Origin of the sequence: Brachyspira pilosicoli (genome assembly GCF_008016535.1) — a bacterium.
GTDB lineage: Bacteria > Spirochaetota > Brachyspiria > Brachyspirales > Brachyspiraceae > Brachyspira > Brachyspira pilosicoli_A.
In genome coordinates this window covers 20484-41527 of record NZ_SAXY01000045.1, presented here as the reverse complement: position 1 = coordinate 41527, position 21044 = coordinate 20484, and the positions used below count along the sequence as shown (strand labels likewise).

The following is a 21044-nucleotide window of genomic DNA, read 5'->3' as shown; positions in this document are numbered from 1 at the left end:
GTATAATATATTATATATTTAAAGCAAATAAAATTATATATTTTTATTAATATTATAATTTTGTAAAAACCTTGATAAAATATATACTTTTGTTATAATATAATAATTTTAAGGGTTATTTTATATGTCTAAAATTATATCAATAGTAAATCAAAAAGGCGGTGTTGGAAAAACAACAACAGCTGTTAATTTAAGTTCTATAGTAGCATCTATGGGATATAAAACTTTATTAATCGACATAGACCCGCAAGCTAATGCATGTTTGGGTATAGGTGTTACAAGAGATAAAATGGAATATGGTATATATGATATTTTAATTGGAGGAGCTGATATAGAACAAGTAATAATAAAAACATATCAAGAAAATCTTTATCTCATACCATCGGATTCTGATTTGGTAGGTGCTCAGATAGAATTAGTAAGTGAAATAGGAAGAGAATACAAATTAAAAAAAGCTTTAGAAAAAATAAAAAATAATTATGATTATATATTTATTGATTGTCCCCCTACCCTAGGTATTCTCACTTTAAATGCTTTAACTGCTTGTGATTCTGTGCTTATACCAATACAATGCGAGTTTTATGCTTTAGACGGAGTTGGAGAGCTTAATAATACTATATCTTTAGTCAAAGAGAATTTAAACCAAAATCTAGAAATAGAAGGCGTATTATTAACAATGTATGACGGCAGAACTAATCTTAGTAACGATGTAGTCAGAGAGGTTGTTAACTATTTTAAAGACAAAACTTATAAAACTATGATACCAAGAAATGTACGTTTAAGTGAGGCTCCTTCTTACGGAAAGGCTATTACAGATTATGATAAAGAGTGCATTGGTGCTAGAAGTTATAAAGAGTTTGCAAAAGAGTTTATAGAAAGAGCTAAATAATTATATTTTTTAGTATTAGGAATTACTATATGAATGATATTGTTTTGGAAAATTTAAAAAAAGAAGATATTTGTATGTTTAAAAATAAATTACAGGAATCTTTTATATTTGGTGCTAAAAAATATTTTGGAGAAAATATATCAGATAAGATTCCAGAAGAGAAAGATATTGATGAATCTTTAAATTTAGATGGAGTACATTCTTATCATTTAGTTCTTGATAATGAAAAAATTGGAGGAGCAATAGTAGAAATAAATAATAAAACTAATCATAATGAACTTCATTTCTTTTTTATATATCCAGAACATCAAAATAAAAAGATAGGATATTTATCTTGGAAAGCTATAGAAAATAAATATCCGCATACAAAAACTTGGACATGTTATACTCCATATTTTGAAAAACGCAATATTAATTTTTATGTAAATAAATGCGGCTTTCATATAGTTGCTTTTTATAATCAATATAACAAACTTGAAGGAATAAACAGCGGACCTGAAGAGTTTTTTAAATTTGAAAAAGCTGTAAATAACTAATATAATTTATTAGTTAAATAAAATTAAAAGGATTTATATGAGCAGAAAAGGCGGACTTGGCGGTCAGGGTATGAATGCCTTAATTAAATCTACCGATAAAGAAATAAAAAAAGCTGTTGAAGAAGCTGAAAAAAATGGAATATTAGAAATAGATATATCACTTATAGATGTTAATCCAGATCAGCCTAGAAAAGTTTTTAATGAAGAAGAAATTAGAGGGCTTGCTGAATCTATAAAAGAAAATGGACTTATAAACCCTGTTACATTAAGAGAAAAAGACGGTAAATATCAAATAATATCAGGCGAGAGAAGATTTAGAGCATTTAAATATTTAAACAAAGATAAAGTACCAGCATTAGTATTAAAAAATATACCAGACTCTAAAATGCTCGAACTTACACTTGTAGAAAATATTCAAAGAGCAGATTTAAACGCAATAGAAATAGCAAGAAGCTACAAAAAATTAATATATGATTTAAATATTAAACAAGAAGAATTAGCTAACAGAGTTGGTAAAAGCAGAAGCACTATTTCAAACTCTATGAGAATATTAGAGTTAAATGAAAATATACAAAATTTAATATTAGAAAACAAACTTACAGAAGGACATGCTAGAACAATACTTTCTTTTAGCGACAATGATGAAGAGAGAGATTTATTTGCAAAAGAAATAATAGAAAAAGGCTATTCTGTAAGAGAATGTGAAAAAATAGTAAAAGAAAAAAAAGAAATAGTAAAAGATAATAATAATGATACACAAAATAAAAATATAAAAAAAGAACATAAAAAAGACCCTAATATAAAAAAATTAGAAAACGATTTAGAAAAAATATTTTCTACAAAAGTTAATGTAATAGATAAAGAAGGTAAAGAAGGTAAGATTATAATAGAATATTATAGTGCTGATGATTTATCTAGAATAATGGATATACTTGATAATGTTCATAATATTAATACTAACTCTGTTAAACATACAATAGAATATTAGGAGATATTTTTTGAAATTAAAAGTTCTAATCATATTGCTGTTAAATATATTTTGTCTATATTCAAGAGAACAATTAAAAATATCTATAGTAGATTTGAATTATGAATTAAAAAATAATTCTCCTTTAAGAAAAGATATTGTAAGAACTATAAATCGTTTTGCATATCTAAAACATCCTAATACTATAACAGTAGACAGAATGAAAAAACGTTTATTTAAAACAGATGAATTAACATTTGAACAAGGATTAACAGTAGCATCAAATTTAAAAGCCAATGTTGCAATTATAATGGACAGCGAATTTAAACTAAAAAATACTAATAATATATCAACTAATAATTTGCAAACAAACAATATAACAAATATTTTGCTTACCAATGAAATTATTCAATCTTACTCTAATGAAATATCAAATGCATTAGATAAATTAAATAACTATACTCAAGAAAAAAAAGAATTAAATGATATAATAGAAGAAAAATTAGGAGAACCTTCAAACACTAATAATACAGCTGCGACAAATGAATATGAACTTTTTTATAACTTTACAGTGATAGATATAATAAAAAATGAAACTCTTAAAGAATATAAATCTATAGCTTCAAATCAGGCTAACTCTAAAGTTAATGAAATTGGCACTTATTTAGAATTTTATTTTGCAAAAAGTTTATTAGATTCTCTTACTAATGAAAATAGTGATATTAATTTAAACTTTGAAATAGAGAGAATTACATCAAGCAATGAAAGTATTATTATAAAAAATAGCGGTGAAATAATAGAAAATGAAACATTTAAAATAAAATTTAATTCAACAGAAGATGGTTATTTATATATATTAGCCTTACAAAATGACGGCAATATTATTTTAATGCATCCTAATGATTTTAATAATTATGTAGAAAACAATAATATTCAAAAAAACAATATAGATTCTAATATAGAGTATACCATTTCTCCAGAAGGCTCTATTTTTAAAATGGTAGTTTCTGCTCCGTTCGGATTAGACAGTTTCTATGCAATATTTTTAAAAAATGAAGCTATATGGTTAGAAGAACAATATTTTAGCGGAGAAGGATTTAAATCTGGAAATAAAACTAGGCTCGCTGAAATGGTAATAAAATTAAAATCCTCTCTCAAATTACAACTTTCTAATAATTGGCAAATATCTAAAATATATATTACTTCTAAACCTGAAATTCAATAAATTTGCATTTTTTTCATATTTGTATTATAATTTCATAGTATTTTAAATTTTAGGATTTGCAATGAAAAAAGGTTTAATGTTTAAGTTTATTCTAACTTTTTCAATATTTTTGTTTACATCATTTATATTAATATATATTATTTATAAACCAATATATATAAATAAATTCTTAAAAGAAAAACATTTTCAAACACTAAACTTAAAAAATATAACCGAAGGACAAATTAACGAAATAAAAAACACAGTAAACACAGTAGTAAATAACCTTGAAGCAAACCCTAATATAGAAACCATAGGAAACTTTTTTACCAATATTGCTAAATCACATACAGGTTATTTAAATGTATATTATGGTGAAACTGTTCCATATTCTCAAGGCGGTATTTTTATTAATACATTAACAGAATATGACCGCTCTTATGACCAAACTTCAAGAGATTGGTATAAAAGTGCTGTTATGACAAATGATGTTTATATAAGTGAGCCTTATATAGATTTTATAGTAAATGAACTTACTGTTACATTTAGTAAGGCTGCTTATACTAATAATTCTTTGCTTGGTGTATTTTCTATAGATTTTACAGATATTAATGGAATAATTGAAAATGCAAAAAGTAATTTTGATGGCGAATGTAATATAGTATCAAAAGAAGGGATTTATATAACACATGATGACAAGAAGTATTTATTAAATAAAGACAATAATTTATTTACAGACACATTATTTGCAAATTTTAAAGACAATTTTTCTTCACATTTTAATGAAATAAAGATATACAAATAGAAAGTCTTTTTAGCTCAATATCTGAAACATCAAAACATAGTAATTTAGCAAAAGATATGGGTATAGAAGTAGCAGATTATTCAAAAAGCGGAGTTGAAGCAGTTAATAAAATATCTAATAATATGCATGATATATCATCTTCAAGTAAAGAGATTTCAAATATTACAAAACTTATACAGGATATTGCATTACAAACAAATATTTTATCATTAAATGCTGCAGTAGAAGCTGCTCGTGCTGGTGAACAAGGTAAAGGATTTGCTGTAGTTGCTTTAGAAATTAGAAACTTAGCTAATAATGTTAATGATGCAGCAGGAAATATAACTAGTATTATAGAGAAAACTTTATCAAAAATAGATGTAGGATATGAATCTGTTACACACTCTTTAGAGATACTTTCTAAAATAGAAAACTCAGCTAATGAAGTATCTAATCTTCTTTTGGAAGTATATAATTCTGTATCTACAGAAGAAAATAGTGTAAAAGAAATTAATTTAGCTATGAATGAATTAAATACTATAACACAAGAAAACTCAGAGCTTGTTCATCAAAGTTCTATTTTGGGTAAAGAAGTAGCAGATGATACTTTAAATGTACATAATAAGTTAGAGTATTTTAAGTTAAAACCTTAATTTTTACTCTTTACTGAGATAAACTGTTGTTGAAGGGAATGCAAAGTTAGCATTAATCTTAGCAAACTCTTCTACTATCTTATAGTTAATCTTTTCTACTACAGTAACAAATTCAGTATAATCTGAAACATTAACATAATATATCACTTCAAAATTTAATGAAGAATCGGCAAACTCTACAAATCTTGCACTAGAGAATGTAGTAGAACTTTCACTTTCTATAATAGTTTTAACTAAATCAGGTATTTTTTTAAGTGTTTCTAACGGAGTGGAATATTCTACTCCTAAAACCATATATTTTCTTCTTCTCTCTAATACTCTATAGTTTTTTATCCTTGAAGCAAGTAAATTAGTATTAGAAATTAAAAGCTGTTCGCCTGTATTTCTTCTTATACGAGTAGATTTTATTCCTATATATTCAACAGTACCTAAATCTTGATCAATCTGTATAAAATCTCCTTTAAAAAAAGGCTTATCAAAAACAATAACAAAATAATTGAATAAATCGGCTATTATACTCTGAGCAGCAAATGCAACGGCAACACCGCCAATACCAAGACCAGTAATAAGTGTAGTAACATTAACACCAACATTTGAAAGTATAGTTAAAATACCAATTATCCATACTAATACTTTTATTAAAGTAATTATACCGTCAGATAAAATAACATTTTTTTTCTGTGATAAATAATTATCTGTAAAGTTGGTTATAACATCACATATAAATAATACAGAGAAAACAATTATACATACAGCTAATATTTTACCCCAATATCCCCCTAATACCTTAGGCAATACTAATGTAGATTTTGCTATAGCTAAAGAAGCTACAAATATAACAGGCAAACTTCTTCTTTTTACACTCTTTGATAAAGCGAAAAAAAACGAATTCTGAAATCTAACATTTACCTTTACTAATAGTCTTACTAAAATCAGAAGACTAATCCTCATAATAGCAAAACTTGAAATAAATAATACTAAAGCAATTAAATATTTAAATAAGCTGTTTCCATAAAAAACGGTCTCTTTTAGGTATTCCATTAAAACTCCAAACTAATTTGTTTTCATTATTATATATATTTTTTTAAATATTTAAATATTAAAATATAAAAAATATAATTTAATAACTATAAAAATTAACTATGATGATGTCCGCAATCACAACTTGTTACTTTTATATCTATATTTTTAGCACTTACATTTTCAATATTTGATTTCTCACCTATTGGATAAAGAAGTCTTAAAGCATTAAGTACAACTATAACAGTAACACCAGTATCAGCAAATATTGCAAGTGTTATAGAAGCAAGCCCCAAAGCTCCAAGTATTATAGCTCCAAATTTAATCACTAAAGCAAGCAATATATTTTCTAAAACAACAATATGATTCTTTTTAGCAAGCTTAATAATAGCAGCAACTTTTGAAGGCTTATCGTCCATTATAATAACATCAGCATTTTCTATAGCAGCATCAGAACCAAGCCCTCCCATAGCAATACCAATATCAGCACGTGCCAAAGAAGGAGCATCATTTATTCCATCGCCTACAAATATTGATACTTTACTCTCTTTCATCATACCTTCTAATACATTTACTTTTTCTTCTGGTAAGCATCCTCCATTAAATGATTGTATATTATTCTCTTTTGCAAATGAACTAACGCGTTCTATATTATCTCCGCTAATTAAAGCAGTTTCTATATTGATAGAGTTTAACAAATTAATAGCCTCTTTAGTATCTTCTTTTACAATATCATCAATATAAAAAGCTCCAGCATATTCACCGTCTATTGAAATATAAACATTAAACTTGTTATTAATATTTTCTGGAAGATTTATATTATTTTGTTTTAATAAATCAAGCTTTCCTATTAAAATATTTTTTCCTTCAATAATTGATGATGAGCCTTTACCTCTAATATCTTTATGTGATGTTATTAAACTTTCATTTATATCATGATTTTTTTTGTAATGCTCTACTATAGATATTCCTATAGGGTGAGAAGAGCCTATTTCTGCCAAAGCCGCATATTTAATTAATGTATCATCATCATATATACCAGCATTTTCTATCTCTCTTATATAAAACTTACCTTTGGTGAGAGTTCCTGTTTTGTCAAATATTACTTTTTTAGTTTGAGCAAGCAAATCTAAAAATACTCCGCCTTTAACCATTATTCCAAACTTTGAAGCTCTTCCTATAGAAGCAAAATATGTTAAAGGAATGCCAACCATAAAAGCACAAGGACAAGAAACTACAAGCAATGTAAGTGAACGTGAAAACCAATCATTAAAAAACTCTTTGCCGTATATTATAGTTGGTATTACAGTAAGTAAAATAGCACCAAATACAACTATAGGAGTATATATTCCTGCAAACTTTGTAATGAATTGTTCTATATTTGCCTTTCTGTTTTGAGATTCTCTAACTAATTTTAGTATTTTTACTATTGAAGACTCTGCATAAACTCTAATTACTTTTGCTTTTATACTGCTTTCACCGTTTATAGTACCTGCTAAAATTTCATCATTAACCTTTACATCTTTTGGCATACTCTCTCCTGTTAAAGCTTTAGTATCAAGCCAGCTCTCCCCTTCATAAATAACAGCATCTAAAGGCACTTTTTCAAAAGGATTAATTAATATATTATCATTTATATTAACTTTAGAAATATCAACTTTTTCTATAGTACCGTCTTCTTTTATGATATTAGCAAAATCTGCTCTTATAGACATAAGTGCTGCTATTGTTCTTTTAGATTTATCAACAGCCATATCTTCAAAATATTCACCTATTCTGTAGAAAAGAAGTACTGCTAAAGCCTCTGGTAATTGATGAAGTATTATAGCTCCAACTGTAGCAATGCTCATAAGAAAACTCTCTCTCATAAACTTGCCATGCACAAAATCTAATACAGCATTCTTAAAAACATCTATGCCTAAAATAAAATAAGGTATAAAAAATATTATATATTCTATTAAACCATGAATCCTATCATGCAAAAAATGCATTAAAATTAAAACAATTAAAGAAATACTAATTTCACTAATAAATAAAACTTTTTCTTTATTCTTTAACATGCTCATACCCCCAAGCATAAATTTTTTCTATATGTTCATCATCAAGCCTATAAAAAACGTGAAGCCCAACTTTTCTTTTCTTCACTACCCTAGCCTGCCATAACATCTTTAAATGCTGTGATACAGAAGGCTGCTTCATATCAAGAAAAGATACCAATTCATGAACGCATAATTCCTTTTCACTTAAAACAGATATTATTTTTAATCTAGTTGGGTCAGAAAACACAGAAAAGAAATTAGCTAAAACCGAAAACTCATCATCATTTGGAAGTTTTGGTATATATGAAGATATATTCTCTTCTTTCGTGTTGATTTCACAATTATCTTCATAGCTTTCTATGATGTTTTGTTGTTTATTATTTTTATTATTTTTTTTCATAAATATTCATCTCTATATAACTATATTATAATATAATGATATACTTATATAAAAAAATGTCAATACCTAATATATAAAAAAAGGAGAGTATAATACTCTCCAAAAAATTGTCTATTGTTTTTATGTATCAGCTTATTTAATATTTATAAACTAATTTGTTTAAGAAAACTTAACAACATAATTAATTATAAATATTATAAATATAATTAGAGGAAGAATATATGTTATATAAACTCTTGTAAATTGAGGAAATTTAATTCCCATTCCCATATCAGCTTCCTTTATAAAATTATTCCATCCCCAGCCATATTTAGAAACACAAAATACTATTATATATATTCCTCCAAGCTCAACTAAATTATATGTAACAATAAAGTCATATAAATCTAAAAAACTGCTGCCCTTTCCCATAGGTTGTATAAAAGATAATACATTAAAACCTAATGCAGTAGTAGAACCTAAAACAAAGACTACAATACCAACTATTACTGAAGAGATATTTCTTTTTAAATTAAACTCAGACATAGTAAAAGCAATTAAATTCTCAAATACAGTTATAACCGTAGTAAGTGCTGCCATAGATAAAAACACGAAGAACAATACTCCCCAAAATCTAGATAAAGGCATAGAATTAAATATATTAGGTAAAGTAACAAAAGCAAGTCCAGGCCCCTCTCCAGGATTAACCCCAAAAGCAAAACTTGCAGGAAATATAACAAGCCCAGACAAAAAAGCAATTAAAGTATCTAACACTACTATTATAAGAGTTTCATTTGTTATAGTTCTCTCTTTTCCTATATAGCTTCCAAAAATAGTCATGCTTCCTATACCAATGCCTAAAGTAAAAAATGCCTGCCCAACAGCAGCATAAACTACTTCAAAAAAGTTTTTTATTCCACCATCAAACATTTTTCCCAAGTCTGGAAGCAAGTAGAATTTAACTCCCTCAATAGCATTAGGCAAAGTAACAGACCTTATTATAAGTATAACTACTATTACAAATAAAGAAGACATCATAAACTTAGAGTATTTCTCAACCCCCTTCTGAAGTCCAATAAAACATATTATAGTGGCTAATAAAACCGTAACAAATAAACCAATAACACTAATATAAGGACTAGCAAGAGTAGCTCCAAAAAGCTCACCTACCCCTTCAGCACTAAGATTATCTACCTTTCCAACTAACATATAAAAAGCATATATTATACTCCAACCCGCAACCGTAGTATAAAACATCATAAGTATCAAACAGCCAATTATTTGCACATAACCAATTATATGCCATTTATACCCCTTCTTTTCTAATACTTTATAAGAACCCGCAATATCTCTTTGCCCAGCACGTCCTATGCTAAACTCCATTATAAGTATTGGTATGCCTACTACTAATAATGATATTATATATATTATAACAAAAGCAGCTCCGCCGTATTTTCCAGTAATGTAGGGAAATCGCCATATGTTGCCAAGCCCTATAGCACATCCAGCTGATACAAGTAAAAAACCTAATCTACTTGATAATCTCTCCCTTTTAATATCCATAAAAAAACTCCTTTTTAATAAAATATTGAGTGCTATTATACAATATTATATAATTACTTCAAGTAGTAATATAACATTTTTAACGAAAATTAAAAATAAATAAAGCATTTTTTTAAAAATACGACATTTATTATGTTGCTATTTTTTGCGATATATGTTAGGTTAACATAATATTATTCTAGTTAACATAACTCAAAGGATTCCGCTATGAGAGTACAAGAAAGAAGAAATACTGATATAAACTTAAATAATATATTAATGCATCCTGAAACCACATCTATGAAAGTTGCAACATCATCTTCTTCTTTTGCGGCAATGCTCGAAGAAGAAAGAGAAATTAGAAAATATTCATTAGAATTAGATGAATTAAAAAGACAAATTTATGATGCTGGAAATGTGTTGGAAAAAAGTGCTAATATTAAAGATTTTCAGAAATTCAGAGATTTAATAACATCGCTAACAGAAAAAGTAATAAAAGATGCATATAAGATAAGAACTGTATTCTCAAACCTAAAGAAATTCCAAGTAGTATCAAAAATAAATGAAGAATTAGATTCTCTATACAGAGAAATTATGAAAGAACAAAAAAATCATATAGCAATAGCAAATAAAATGATGAGACTTAAAGGTTTAGTAATAAATTTAATGTCATGAGTAATAATATATTATCATTCGACACAGTATCATCAAGCTTTTCTATAGCATTAAAAAAAGATAATGATATAAATGATATAGTAGAAATAAATAAAGAAAATATAAAGAATCATAATGAAGAATTACTTCCAATATTAAGCAATTTTTTAGAAGATAATAAAACATCTCTAAACGAAATTAATTGTATAGTAATGGGCATAGGTCCAGGCTCATTTACAGCAATTAGAATAGCATTTTCTACAATAAAGACAATATGTTACGCAAAAAACATACCGATTATAGGGGTATCAAGTTTAGATACATTATATCAAAATATAGCCTCATTTAATGGTATAAAATTATCCATGATAGATGCAAGAAAAGGAAGTATTTATGCTAATATATACAAAGATAATACAAAAATAAGAGAAAATCTAGATTTAACTTATAAAGAAGTAATAAATTTAATAAAAGATATATCAACAAAAGATAATTCTATCACATTATGCGGAGATGGTTTTTCAAAAAATGAAACTTATTTTAAAGAGAATTTGCAAGAATACAAATTAAATATATTAGATAATTCTTATAATATTATAAAAGCATCAAAATCAATTTTAATATCAGAAGAACGTTACAATAAAAAACAATTCGATAACATATTTTCATTAAATCCTCTATATATAAGAAAAAGTGAAGCAGAAAATAAACTCCATATTAAAAATTAAATACATATTTTACGATAATATTAAATAGCATAAAAAAGTATAAAAAACAAGTTGAAACTACTTGACTTGATTAAAAATAGTAGTTATTATTATGCAGTTAATAAATAGAAAATGGAGTTTAAAAGTGAAAAAGTTGCAATCTTTGTCGGTAAAAGTACCTTTATTTGTTACAGCTATTATAACAATAATGACAACAATATTAGTTGTTATAATTTTAAATATAGGTACTCAAGGGATAAGGCAAGGGGCTATATTTGGTTTAGAGTCATCTACTAAGATATATTCAAGAATGGTTAACGTGTGGTTAAAACAGGCTATGGTTTTAGCTGATTCAATATCTAAAAGTCATACAGAATTAACTAAATATTTAGCTTTAAACACTCCTGAAACTGCTCTTGCAGCTCAAAATGTATTAAAAAAACTCGCTAACAATAATTACCAATTAAAGGGATTAGCTTTATATGATGTTAATGGCAACATAGTATTAGACAGTGCTGATGGAAAAATCATTAATTCTCCTACTATGGTTAGGTTAAATACTACAGAAGCATGGGGAAAAGTAAAAGCCGGACAAACAGCTATGTATAAAACTGTAATACCTTCTTCTATTACTGATGGGCTATATTTAGTAGTAGTATTTAGTCCTATAAAAAACTCATTAGGAACTATAATAGGAAGTGTTGCTATATTAGTAGATTGGTTAGGGTTTATAGATGATGAATTAGAGTTAGTTAAGTTTGGAAATACTGGACACCCTTTTGTTATAGATACAGACAGAAATGTTATAGCAGACCCTATTCCTGAACATGTTAGAAATGAAACTCTTAAAAATGCTGATTATATTATTTATGCTTCTGAAAATGAGTCTGGTACTTATGAGTTCAAATCTCCATTTAATGGCGAAGATTCTTTCTCAGCTTTCTATAGAGAGCCTATTTCTGGTTGGTCTATAGTAATGAGTATAGCATCAAAAGAATTATTTGCCCATACTTATTCTATGAGGCTTTATTCAAGAATTGGTACTGTCGTTATATTAATAATTACATGTTTCATAATATTTATGTATATAAGAGGCATTACAACTACATTAAAATTATTAGCTAAAGATTTGACAAGATTATCTGAGGGTGATTTAGACTGGTATGTACCAGAACCTGTGCTTAATAGAAAAGATGAATTTGCTATAGTAGCAGGTTCTATAGCAAGTACATTAAATACTCTTAATGAAAAAGTAAAAACTGTATATTGCAGTGCTGACATAGTAAAAGCTTCTGCTCAGGAAGTAGCTCAGCAAAACATAGAATTATCAAATAGAACAGAAAATCAGGCTTCTGGTCTTGAGGAAACTGCTTCTTCTATGGAAGAGATTGCTTCTACAATAAAAACTTCCGCAGAACATACTGTTGAAGGAAATAACATGATGATTAATTCCCGTAATGCTATAGATGAGGCTGGAAGAATTATTGAAGAGACTACTAAAAACATTGAAGCTGTTTATGAATCAAGCTCAAAAATCAGTGCTATTACAAAAATAATTGAATCTATTGCATTCCAAACAAACATACTTGCTTTGAATGCTGCTGTTGAGGCTGCTCGTGCGGGTGAACAGGGAAGAGGATTTGCAGTTGTTGCTTCTGAGGTTAGAAACTTAGCTCAAACTACTCAGGCTTCTGTTAAAGATATTACTACTTTAGTTTCTGACTCTGAAGAGAAAATTGCTACTGCTACAGAAACAGCTAGAGAATCAACAGAGATATTCAAAAACTTAAAAGAACAAATTGAAGAGACTGCTAAGATTATGCAGGATTTAAGCTCTACTGCTATGGAACAGCAGGCTGGAGTTGATCAGGTTAATATAGCTATAGCTCAAATGGATACGGCTACTCAGCAAAATGCTGCTTTAGTAGAACAAGTTAGTGCTTCTTCTGAAACTTTATTCTCTCAATCTAAAGAGTTATTAACTGCTATGGCATTCTTTAAGTTGAGAAATGCAGAGTGTGAAATACCTGTAAAAGCAAATAATCAAGAAAAGAAAGAAGATAAAAAGTCTAATACTATAGTAAAAAAAGAAGAACCTAAAAAAGACTATACTATGTATAAAAAACCAGAATTAAAAAGCCCGTTAAAAAAATCATCAGAACCTGCTAAAAAACCTTATGAGGAAACTAAACCTGCAAGTGTTTCTTCTGATAAAGAATTTGGTTCTACTTTTAATGCTCCTGCAAATGACGATGACGAGTTTGAATCATTCTAATAAATAATAGAATAAGAAAAATAAAAGGATTAGCCAAAATGGTTAATCCTTTTTTTATATAAAATAATAATAAAATTAAATTTTTGAAATTACAGATACTATATCATCTATACTTAAAGCACCGCATTCTACATTAATTATTTTATCTTCTTTTTGAATACTTAATCTATAAGCCTTATCATAATAGTATAATAAAACTAAAACACATTCATATATTTTACCTTCTTCTAGTAAAGATAAAGCCTCTCTCATTCGCTCATCACCAAGACGTTTTTTTATTTTTATTATAGATTCTTTTAAATCATCAATGCTATATTTTCCATAGGTGTCAGTTATATATTTAGCTCTCTCTTCTATAGGAACATTTAAATATATGATATTCTCAGGCTTTTTCATATTATCAAAAAAACCTCTTGGTATAGCTCTTTTTCCTATTAATAAACTTTCATCTTCAACCCATAAAGAACAACCATTATTATATTTACACAATTCATAGCATAAATTATTTTCAAATTGCTCCTGACTAGGCTGCTCGCCTTCATTAATCCAACCAAAAGCAGATCCTTTATGCTTAGCAATACATTCCAAATCTAAAACATTATACTCTAATTCTTTTAATCTATTTAATATCAAAGTTTTTTTGCTTCCTGTTCTTCCTGTAACCAAGTTAATTTTATACTTCTTATTATTAAATGATTCTAAAACATATCGTCTATAACTCTTATATCCCTTATCTAATACATAAACATCATATTTATAATTAGAACACAGCCAAGCAACTGATTCACTTCTCATTCCACCTCTAAAACAATGCATTAATATAATATTATCCTTAGCGATTTTTTCAACTTTTCGTAATATATCAGCCATTCTGCTTCCAACATATTCAAGTCCCTTCAATATAGCAGCTTCTCTACCCTCTTTTTTATATATAGTACCAACTACCCTTCTCTCTTCATCATCAAATAAATAAACATTTTTAGCATTTGGTATATGAGCATGATTAAATTCTGAAGGTGAACGAACATCTATAACAGGCAATTTCTCTTCTTTTTGTAATCTTAAAAACTCTTCTATATTTATTCTTTTTACCATACAATTATAACTCCAAAATAATTACATCGTCTTTCCTATAGAAGCCTGCTGACAAAAACTATTATACCTACTATCTCTTATGCGTTTTTCAATTACAATTAAACTCTCATAATAAGAGATAGAATAAGCAGTATTAGTAAAATTATTAGCCTCTAAACTGTCTCCTTCTATAGCAGAATATGCATTCAAATAATCAATCAAGTTTTTTGTATATTCTATAAATGAATTAGGATTTTTATATCCGCCATTACAATTAGTCCAATAAGAAGTATAAACATCTTCACATAAATAAATACCATCATCTTTAATATGATCATACATCTCTTCAAAACTAATTATCTGATCTTCCATTATATGACTGCCATCATCAATTAGTATATCCAATTTTGGTATTTCTTTTTTTACCTCTCTTAAAAAATCTCTATCATTTTGAGAGCCTATATATATTTTTATATTATCATCTTCAAAACGTTTGCATTTCTCCTTTTTATCAATACCATAAATATTTACTTTAGCACCATCTATAGAAAAATAATTTTTCCACATCTTTAAAGAGCCGCCATATCCTACCCCTATTTCAAGCAAATTAATATCTCTTCCTCTAAACTTTGAAAAATATCTCTCATAAACATCAAAGTAAGATAAATGCTTATAAACGGCTTCTTCTCTATTCTCTATAAAATACTTATGTAAATCCGACTTTTCTTTATTATCATCATTAATTAAAATATCTCTTAAAACTTCTCTATTGTTATCATCATTATCTCTTATGCTAATTGTCTTTTTATCAACTTTAAGCTTCATTATATAATTTCTTTAACCCTCCATTTTTATCCATTGTATTTTATTTTTTATATTATAAATTGTCAATACATTATTTTACTAAGTTTTTAATCTTTTTTAATCCCCCACCCTATTAGGCTTTATGCTTTTATATGGAATTTTTGTTTTTACATATATTTAAAACAAATTAAAAGAAGCACTCCCACCCAAGCTTTAATAATATTATAAACCCTGTTTTCCGCACGTTAAATAAGCTTATATTATAATTTAAATTGTATTTCAAATTAATTTAGATTTTTTATTAAATTTACCGTGCGGTACATAGATTTTAAATTTTAAGAAATTTAGGGCGGGTACTATAATTTCTAATCATGCAATAAATATAATAAAAATTAAATTATCAAAATATAACAAAAAGAAAGAAAGGGCGGGATTTATAAACAATTTTTTAATATATTATTTTTAATAAAGTCTCTTAAAAATAAGTTTAATATCTTTATCTAAAGTGTTTATAATTAATTCTTCACCATTAAACTCTATAGAGGAAGCAGTATTTAGATATTTTAAATACTCTTTTTCTTTTGTTAAAGCATCTTCTTCTTCAGATATTTTAGTTACTTCTATATTTTTTATAAACAAAATATTTCCCCTTCTAAGCTCATATTCTCCAAAATAGGTATTAGCTCCTCCATAACCATAAAACTCCGTATTATAAAAAGATATTGTAATGCCATAATCTTCAAACATATTCATAAGTTTATAAGTTTTACCTGTAAGTGTACTAGTTGATACAGATAATGACTTTTTAGTAGAAGAACAAGAAAATACTATCAAAAATATAATAGATAATATTATAAGTCTTTTTTTTAAATTATTTCTTATCATATCTCTTCAAAAATTAAATGATTGCTAGAAAGCACTGTATACAAAGTTAATTTTCTATTTTCAATTCTATATGATGTAACATCTTTTAAAAGGGTTAAATATTCATCTTCTGCTTTCATCTTATCTTTTGGACCAGACATTAATGTTGTTATTAAATTATAAACATTAAAGATATCTCCATCTATTTCATATAAAGATGAATATCTATTCACTGCCGAAAAACCATTTATTTTATTTTCATTAAATTCTATTGTAATATTCATATCTGGATATATGCTAATCAATTTGAACTTTCTGCCGTCTAATATATCTTTTTTGTCTGTTATATTGTTTTCTACAATTTTATTTTTATCTATAGTAGAACATGAACATATTAATAATAATATAAAAACTAACAATTTTTTCATAAACGTCCCAATAATAAATTATTTTAAATAATTAAATTGTTATAATTATCGGTATTAATAGAATTATTTTTTATAATAATAGATGTTATTAAAAATAAAAATCCCTTATCAAAAAAAGATAAGGGATTATAAAATACAATTTAATAATTTATTCTAAATAAGCATAATGGAATTGATATTCTTGCAATGGAGTTAAAACATAATCTTTTAATCTTTTACTTACTAAAGTTGGATTTGATGGATTATATATCGGAATAAGCAAATTATCTTCTGCTACTAATAATTTTTCAGCCTTATGCATAGCATCCATTCTTATATTTTGATTAGCAGTAGACCTAGCAGTTTCTATATATTTATCAAACATAATATTGCTGTATCCTGTAGAGTTTTGGCTTCTATAACTTAAATAATTTTCTAAAAAAGTCATAGGGTCACTATAATCACCAATCCATAAAGTTCTTATAAGCTGATAATCTTTTTCGCTTCTCATTTGCTGATAAGCAGCCCATTCTAAAGAAGTTATCTGTAAATCAATACCTAAATTTTCTTTCCACATCTGCTGCACAGCCTCTGCTACCTGCATATAAACTAAATCTGAAGTAGTTTTATATTCTAATACAGGGAAATTTTCACCATTAGGATAACCAGCTTCAGCCAATAATTTTTTAGCCATTTCAACATTATTAGAATAAGCCTCTTTAGATAAATCAATATACTCCCCACCATTTTCTCTAAAATCTCCGCTAACATCATAAGCTCCCACAGGAACCCAAGCACTAGTAGGTGATTTTGCAGTAGGTACAACATTTTCAACTATGTAATTTCTATCTATTGCTAAAGATAATGACTTTCTTATTCTTACATCTTTTAAAACCTCATTTGTAGCATTTATACCGAAAGCAACAGTAGAAAAATATGGAGCTATATTAATTATGCCCTCTTCTTTAAATTTCTCTAAATCCTGCTCCACAATATTAACAGAAAAATCTAATGAACCATCTTTTATACCAGCAAGTGCTAAAGTGGCATCTTTCATCATCACAAATGTAATCTTCTCAGGAACAATATTATCTTTATTCCAATAGTTAGTATTTTTTACTACAACTATTTTTTCATCAGGATTTCTCTCTGTCATAACAAATGCCCCATTACCAATATAACTTTCTGGGCTTAATGACCATTTATCTCCGTATTTTTCTATTATATCTTTTCTAACAGGAGCAAATATAGGATAAGTAAGTATATCTAAAAAATACCCCGTAGGAGCTTCTAAAGTTATTTCTAAAGTATAATCATCTATAGCTTTTACTCCAAGCTCTTCTACAGGAAGTTCACTAGAAAGTATCTTTATAGCATTTTTTATATATTCTACAAATGAAGTATACTCTGCTGCACTATCAGGGTTAGCAGCTCTTTGCAAAGCATAAACAAAATCATTTGCCGTTACATTGAATCCATCAGACCACTTAGCATTCTCTCTCAAATGAAAAGTATATGTAAGACCATCATCTGAAACATCCCAATTCTCACAAGCACCGCCTTGTAAATTTCCATTTTTATCCTTAATTATCAAAGTTTCAAACACATGCCTTGGATAAACAAAGTCATTTCCAGATAATGTAGGGTCTATAGTTTTAGGTTCTTCACCCGCATTAATAAATAACTCTTTTGAAGAACGATTTAGATTATTATTACATGAAAAAATTAAAACAAAAATACAAAAAAATAGTAATATTCTTTTTAACATAATTCTCCCCTTCTATAATAATTATTTAATAATACTATATTTAGAAATATAATGCAATTAATTACTTATATATATGATAAAATTCTAACACTATTTTATATTTTTTCGATAATTATAACGATACACTAAAAATTGGAGTTGTAAAGTGCCAAGATATGAGCAATTAAAAGCTAAATCTAAAGGTATATCATATACAAGAAGAACAAGAAATGAAGATAAAGAATTCAATTTTAAAAAACCTATAATTATATCAGTTTCATTTATATTACTTGTATCTATACTATTTACTGTTATAAAAAAATATTCACCTATGGTTGATATTGCCGTAAAAGACTTTTTTAGTATTAATCATAGAGAAGCTCTCACATTAGAAACAACAGGAAGTGAAAATGAAAATAAAATAAGTTTCTTGGATAATGTGCCTCTATTTAATTTCTTTATAAAATCTAATACAAATGAAACTTTATCTATTATGGCATACGAAACAAATTCTATGCTTGAAACTTCTATAAATACAAATATGCTCCAGAATAACTCTACAATTACAAGAGAATCTTTATCTGTATTTTTCAATAATAATAAAAATAATCAGGATGCTAATCAAAATTATATGGAAGAGAAAAAAAATAACATAGAAAATACAATAGAAGAAGAAAATCAAAATAATATAGTTAATGATTCATATAATTACATACAAGAGATGATACAGCAAAACAGAAATTTGAATAACAATAACCCAATAAACGAAAATAATAATTTAGAAAATAAAACCCAAGTAGAAGAAAAGAACTATCTAGAAAAAGTAACTAATTCAATAAATAATAAAACCACTCAAGAAAATAAAAATACTGCTGCAACAAATAATAGCAACATCTCTTCAAGTATATTTTATGATATACTAAAACCCAAAGAAAATACCACAAGAGATATAAAAACAATGCGTCCTGCAACTACAACATATAGTTCAACTCCTCCAAGCTATATGAGAAATAATAATGAACCTAAAGAAAAATATAATACGAACAATTATAATTATTATTTTAGAGGAGATAAAAAAGAAGAGAATGATTATAATTCTAGAGAAAGAGTAATAAATTCAGGAAATGATTCAGTTGAAAAAACTACTATAAAAAATAACACTCAACAAGATTATGAAAGATTAGCAGATAGTTTAGTTAATAATAATATAACAGAAAATAAAAATAACATTATAAGAGAAGAAACAACATCAAAAAGAGATTTAATAATAAACTCTCAAACAAGTGTAATCCCAAACAATAATAACATAATAAAAAACAATAATGATTATAATAGAGTGATAAATGATTTAGTAAATCCTAATAATACTGATAGAGTAATTAATAACAATGAAAGAATAATTAACAATACTGAAAGACAAATAAATAATAATATAATAAGAGAAGAAAATAAAATAATAAACACAAAAGAAAATGCAAATAAAAAAGAAATTATACAAAAAGCACAAAAAGACATAGCAAAATATAAAACTTCAAAAGCAAATAATAGTGTAAAAAGAGATTATTCTAATGAAAGAAACTTAAAAAACACAAGCAATGAAGGAGTATATTTAGTAGAATATGATGAAAATACAGGCTCTATTACATTAATATTTAGAAAGAGAAATATAGAAAATAATAATTCAATAGAAGAAACAATAAAAACTCTATTAAGGGGTGCTACTGATAATGAAAACAAAAATAATATCATAAGCTGCATACCTAAAGATACAGAATTATTAGACATATTTGTAGAAGGTAATACAGTATATTTGAATTTCAATGAAAGCTTTGAATTTAATCCTCTTGGAAATGAAGGCACTATGCTTCAAATATATCAATTAGTATACACAGCAACACAATTTGAAGGTATAGATAATGTTATATTTTTAATAGATGGCAATTTAAATGAAACTATAGGGGCAGAAGGATCTATAGAAAACATGCCATTTAAAAGATTTGAATAATATTACTTTTTATTACATATAAAACTTTTCCTACAAGGGCAGGATATAATATATTTTTTGTAAACTTAATTGTAAGAGATGATGCATCTTCAGAAAAAGTTAAAGAACCTTCTATGAATTTTTGATTTGCTTTTGGTATAGAAAAAGTATAATCCAATTCCTTTCCTTCAACTTCATAATATAATAAATAATCAGGCTCATCAGTATTATTGCTGTTAACAGAAGAAGATAATTTATTATATTTTATAGACACCCATAAATATGCATTTTTTAAATTAGCATCAACACTTGAAGCATCAAAACTATCAAAAGAAACATAACTGCTTTTATTAAATTGTTCTAAGCCCTTCGAATAATCAACACTAAATGTATCACTACTAGTTTTATCTTTATTGGAACAGCCAATAAATAAAATAACAAAAATAAAGTATAGCAGCTTTTTTATCATTTTATCCTACCTCCAATAAATTACTTGATTATAATAATATAACAAT

The 21044-nt window shown here is 26.5% G+C and carries 18 protein-coding genes and 1 pseudogene; 9 read left to right on the top strand and 10 right to left on the bottom strand.

The genetic code is table 11. The features are described from left to right. Positions 1 to 124: 124 nt before the first annotated feature. From EPJ72_RS07325 to EPJ72_RS07305, 5 genes and pseudogenes are all read left to right on the top strand, one after another. Complete coding sequence (locus EPJ72_RS07325; RefSeq protein ID WP_147731539.1) at positions 125 to 889, top strand: ParA family protein; 765 nt, start codon at positions 125 to 127, stop codon at positions 887 to 889. A gap of 29 nt (positions 890 to 918) precedes the next feature. Next, on the top strand, positions 919 to 1425 hold the full coding sequence (locus tag EPJ72_RS07320; RefSeq protein ID WP_147731538.1) for a GNAT family N-acetyltransferase: 507 nt from the start codon (positions 919 to 921) through the stop codon (positions 1423 to 1425). A gap of 37 nt (positions 1426 to 1462) precedes the next feature. Next, the gene (locus EPJ72_RS07315) at positions 1463 to 2413 is read left to right on the top strand and encodes a ParB/RepB/Spo0J family partition protein (protein WP_147731537.1); all 951 of its coding nucleotides are present in this window, start codon (positions 1463 to 1465) and stop codon (positions 2411 to 2413) included. Between the two features lie 10 nt (positions 2414 to 2423). Further along, positions 2424 to 3617 carry a DUF4384 domain-containing protein gene (locus EPJ72_RS07310; RefSeq protein WP_147731536.1) on the top strand — a complete coding sequence of 398 codons (1194 nt, stop codon included), beginning with the start codon at positions 2424 to 2426 and terminating at the stop codon, positions 3615 to 3617. 61 nt (positions 3618 to 3678) lie between these two features. Continuing rightward, positions 3679 to 5033, top strand: a pseudogene (locus EPJ72_RS07305) (methyl-accepting chemotaxis protein). Positions 5034 to 5036: 3 nt separating this feature from the next. Here the strand turns inward: EPJ72_RS07305 and EPJ72_RS07300 are convergent. From EPJ72_RS07300 to EPJ72_RS07285, 4 genes are all read right to left on the bottom strand, one after another. After that, positions 5037 to 6074: a mechanosensitive ion channel family protein gene (locus EPJ72_RS07300; protein WP_147731535.1), complete on the bottom strand. Its 1038-nt coding sequence runs from the start codon at positions 6072 to 6074 to the stop codon at positions 5037 to 5039. A 95-nt stretch (positions 6075 to 6169) separates the two neighbouring features. Continuing rightward, entirely contained in the window at positions 6170 to 8113 is a 1944-nt protein-coding gene (locus EPJ72_RS07295; protein ID WP_147731534.1) for a heavy metal translocating P-type ATPase, read from the bottom strand. Continuing rightward, the gene (locus EPJ72_RS07290; RefSeq protein WP_147731533.1) at positions 8100 to 8492 is read right to left on the bottom strand and encodes an ArsR/SmtB family transcription factor; all 393 of its coding nucleotides are present in this window, start codon (positions 8490 to 8492) and stop codon (positions 8100 to 8102) included. The genes EPJ72_RS07295 and EPJ72_RS07290 overlap by 14 nt, the downstream gene beginning before the upstream one ends. 159 nt (positions 8493 to 8651) lie before the next feature. After that, positions 8652 to 10034 carry a sodium-dependent transporter gene (locus tag EPJ72_RS07285; protein WP_147731532.1) on the bottom strand — a complete coding sequence of 461 codons (1383 nt, stop codon included), beginning with the start codon at positions 10032 to 10034 and terminating at the stop codon, positions 8652 to 8654. A 207-nt stretch (positions 10035 to 10241) separates the two neighbouring features. Between EPJ72_RS07285 and EPJ72_RS07280 the strand changes: the two genes are divergently transcribed. The 3 genes from EPJ72_RS07280 to EPJ72_RS07270 all read left to right on the top strand — a co-directional run bounded on the left by EPJ72_RS07280 (position 10242) and on the right by EPJ72_RS07270 (position 13649). Next, positions 10242 to 10688 carry a YaaR family protein gene (locus EPJ72_RS07280; protein ID WP_147731531.1) on the top strand — a complete coding sequence of 149 codons (447 nt, stop codon included), beginning with the start codon at positions 10242 to 10244 and terminating at the stop codon, positions 10686 to 10688. Continuing rightward, positions 10685 to 11395 carry a tRNA (adenosine(37)-N6)-threonylcarbamoyltransferase complex dimerization subunit type 1 TsaB gene (gene tsaB / locus EPJ72_RS07275; RefSeq protein ID WP_147731530.1) on the top strand — a complete coding sequence of 237 codons (711 nt, stop codon included), beginning with the start codon at positions 10685 to 10687 and terminating at the stop codon, positions 11393 to 11395. Before EPJ72_RS07280 ends, tsaB begins: the two co-directional genes overlap by 4 nt. Before the next feature lie 91 nt (positions 11396 to 11486). Further along, positions 11487 to 13649: a methyl-accepting chemotaxis protein gene (locus EPJ72_RS07270; protein WP_199749273.1), complete on the top strand. Its 2163-nt coding sequence runs from the start codon at positions 11487 to 11489 to the stop codon at positions 13647 to 13649. A gap of 75 nt (positions 13650 to 13724) precedes the next feature. Here the strand turns inward: EPJ72_RS07270 and mnmH are convergent, their stop codons facing one another. The 5 genes from mnmH to EPJ72_RS07245 form a co-directional block, all read right to left on the bottom strand. Further along, positions 13725 to 14744, bottom strand: a complete 1020-nt coding sequence (gene mnmH, locus EPJ72_RS07265; protein WP_147731528.1) for a tRNA 2-selenouridine(34) synthase MnmH — start codon at positions 14742 to 14744, stop codon at positions 13725 to 13727. 21 nt (positions 14745 to 14765) lie between these two features. Then, positions 14766 to 15548 (bottom strand): class I SAM-dependent methyltransferase, encoded by a 783-nt coding sequence (locus EPJ72_RS07260; protein ID WP_147731527.1) that lies wholly within the window; start codon positions 15546 to 15548, stop codon positions 14766 to 14768. A 441-nt stretch (positions 15549 to 15989) separates the two neighbouring features. Continuing rightward, positions 15990 to 16412 (bottom strand): META domain-containing protein, encoded by a 423-nt coding sequence (locus tag EPJ72_RS07255; protein ID WP_147731526.1) that lies wholly within the window; start codon positions 16410 to 16412, stop codon positions 15990 to 15992. After that, positions 16409 to 16819, bottom strand: coding sequence for an META domain-containing protein (locus EPJ72_RS07250; RefSeq protein WP_147731525.1), 411 nt, complete (start codon positions 16817 to 16819; stop codon positions 16409 to 16411). The genes EPJ72_RS07255 and EPJ72_RS07250 overlap by 4 nt, the downstream gene beginning before the upstream one ends. Before the next feature lie 148 nt (positions 16820 to 16967). Continuing rightward, complete coding sequence (locus EPJ72_RS07245; RefSeq protein ID WP_147731524.1) at positions 16968 to 18566, bottom strand: peptide ABC transporter substrate-binding protein; 1599 nt, start codon at positions 18564 to 18566, stop codon at positions 16968 to 16970. 145 nt (positions 18567 to 18711) lie between these two features. Between EPJ72_RS07245 and EPJ72_RS07240 the strand changes: the two genes are divergently transcribed. Next, entirely contained in the window at positions 18712 to 20550 is a 1839-nt protein-coding gene (locus EPJ72_RS07240) for a GerMN domain-containing protein (protein WP_147731523.1), read from the top strand. On the opposite strand, the gene EPJ72_RS07235 is transcribed toward EPJ72_RS07240, so the two are convergent. Then, positions 20534 to 20998: a hypothetical protein gene (locus EPJ72_RS07235; RefSeq protein WP_242004957.1), complete on the bottom strand. Its 465-nt coding sequence runs from the start codon at positions 20996 to 20998 to the stop codon at positions 20534 to 20536. The two genes, EPJ72_RS07240 and EPJ72_RS07235, sit on opposite strands and share 17 nt — an antisense overlap. Positions 20999 to 21044 lie beyond the last annotated feature (46 nt).

Bases quoted from the DNA above. Each gene is read 5' to 3' on its own strand.
- EPJ72_RS07325 (WP_147731539.1), top strand. From the start codon at position 125: ATGTCTAAAATTATATCAATAGTAAATCAAAAAGGCGGTGTTGGAAAA.
- EPJ72_RS07280 (WP_147731531.1), top strand. From the start codon at position 10,242: ATGAGAGTACAAGAAAGAAGAAATACTGATATAAACTTAAATAATATA.
- EPJ72_RS07285 (WP_147731532.1), bottom strand. From the start codon at position 10,034: ATGGATATTAAAAGGGAGAGATTATCAAGTAGATTAGGTTTTTTACTT.
- EPJ72_RS07270 (WP_199749273.1), top strand. From the start codon at position 11,487: ATGCAGTTAATAAATAGAAAATGGAGTTTAAAAGTGAAAAAGTTGCAA.
- EPJ72_RS07315 (WP_147731537.1), top strand. From the start codon at position 1,463: ATGAGCAGAAAAGGCGGACTTGGCGGTCAGGGTATGAATGCCTTAATT.
- EPJ72_RS07255 (WP_147731526.1), bottom strand. From the start codon at position 16,412: ATGATAAGAAATAATTTAAAAAAAAGACTTATAATATTATCTATTATA.
- tsaB (WP_147731530.1), top strand. From the start codon at position 10,685: ATGAGTAATAATATATTATCATTCGACACAGTATCATCAAGCTTTTCT.
- EPJ72_RS07235 (WP_242004957.1), bottom strand. From the start codon at position 20,998: ATGATAAAAAAGCTGCTATACTTTATTTTTGTTATTTTATTTATTGGC.
- EPJ72_RS07250 (WP_147731525.1), bottom strand. From the start codon at position 16,819: ATGAAAAAATTGTTAGTTTTTATATTATTATTAATATGTTCATGTTCT.
- EPJ72_RS07245 (WP_147731524.1), bottom strand. From the start codon at position 18,566: ATGTTAAAAAGAATATTACTATTTTTTTGTATTTTTGTTTTAATTTTT.
- EPJ72_RS07300 (WP_147731535.1), bottom strand. From the start codon at position 6,074: ATGGAATACCTAAAAGAGACCGTTTTTTATGGAAACAGCTTATTTAAA.
- EPJ72_RS07290 (WP_147731533.1), bottom strand. From the start codon at position 8,492: ATGAAAAAAAATAATAAAAATAATAAACAACAAAACATCATAGAAAGC.
- EPJ72_RS07260 (WP_147731527.1), bottom strand. From the start codon at position 15,548: ATGAAGCTTAAAGTTGATAAAAAGACAATTAGCATAAGAGATAATGAT.
- mnmH (WP_147731528.1), bottom strand. From the start codon at position 14,744: ATGGTAAAAAGAATAAATATAGAAGAGTTTTTAAGATTACAAAAAGAA.
- EPJ72_RS07295 (WP_147731534.1), bottom strand. From the start codon at position 8,113: ATGTTAAAGAATAAAGAAAAAGTTTTATTTATTAGTGAAATTAGTATT.
- EPJ72_RS07320 (WP_147731538.1), top strand. From the start codon at position 919: ATGAATGATATTGTTTTGGAAAATTTAAAAAAAGAAGATATTTGTATG.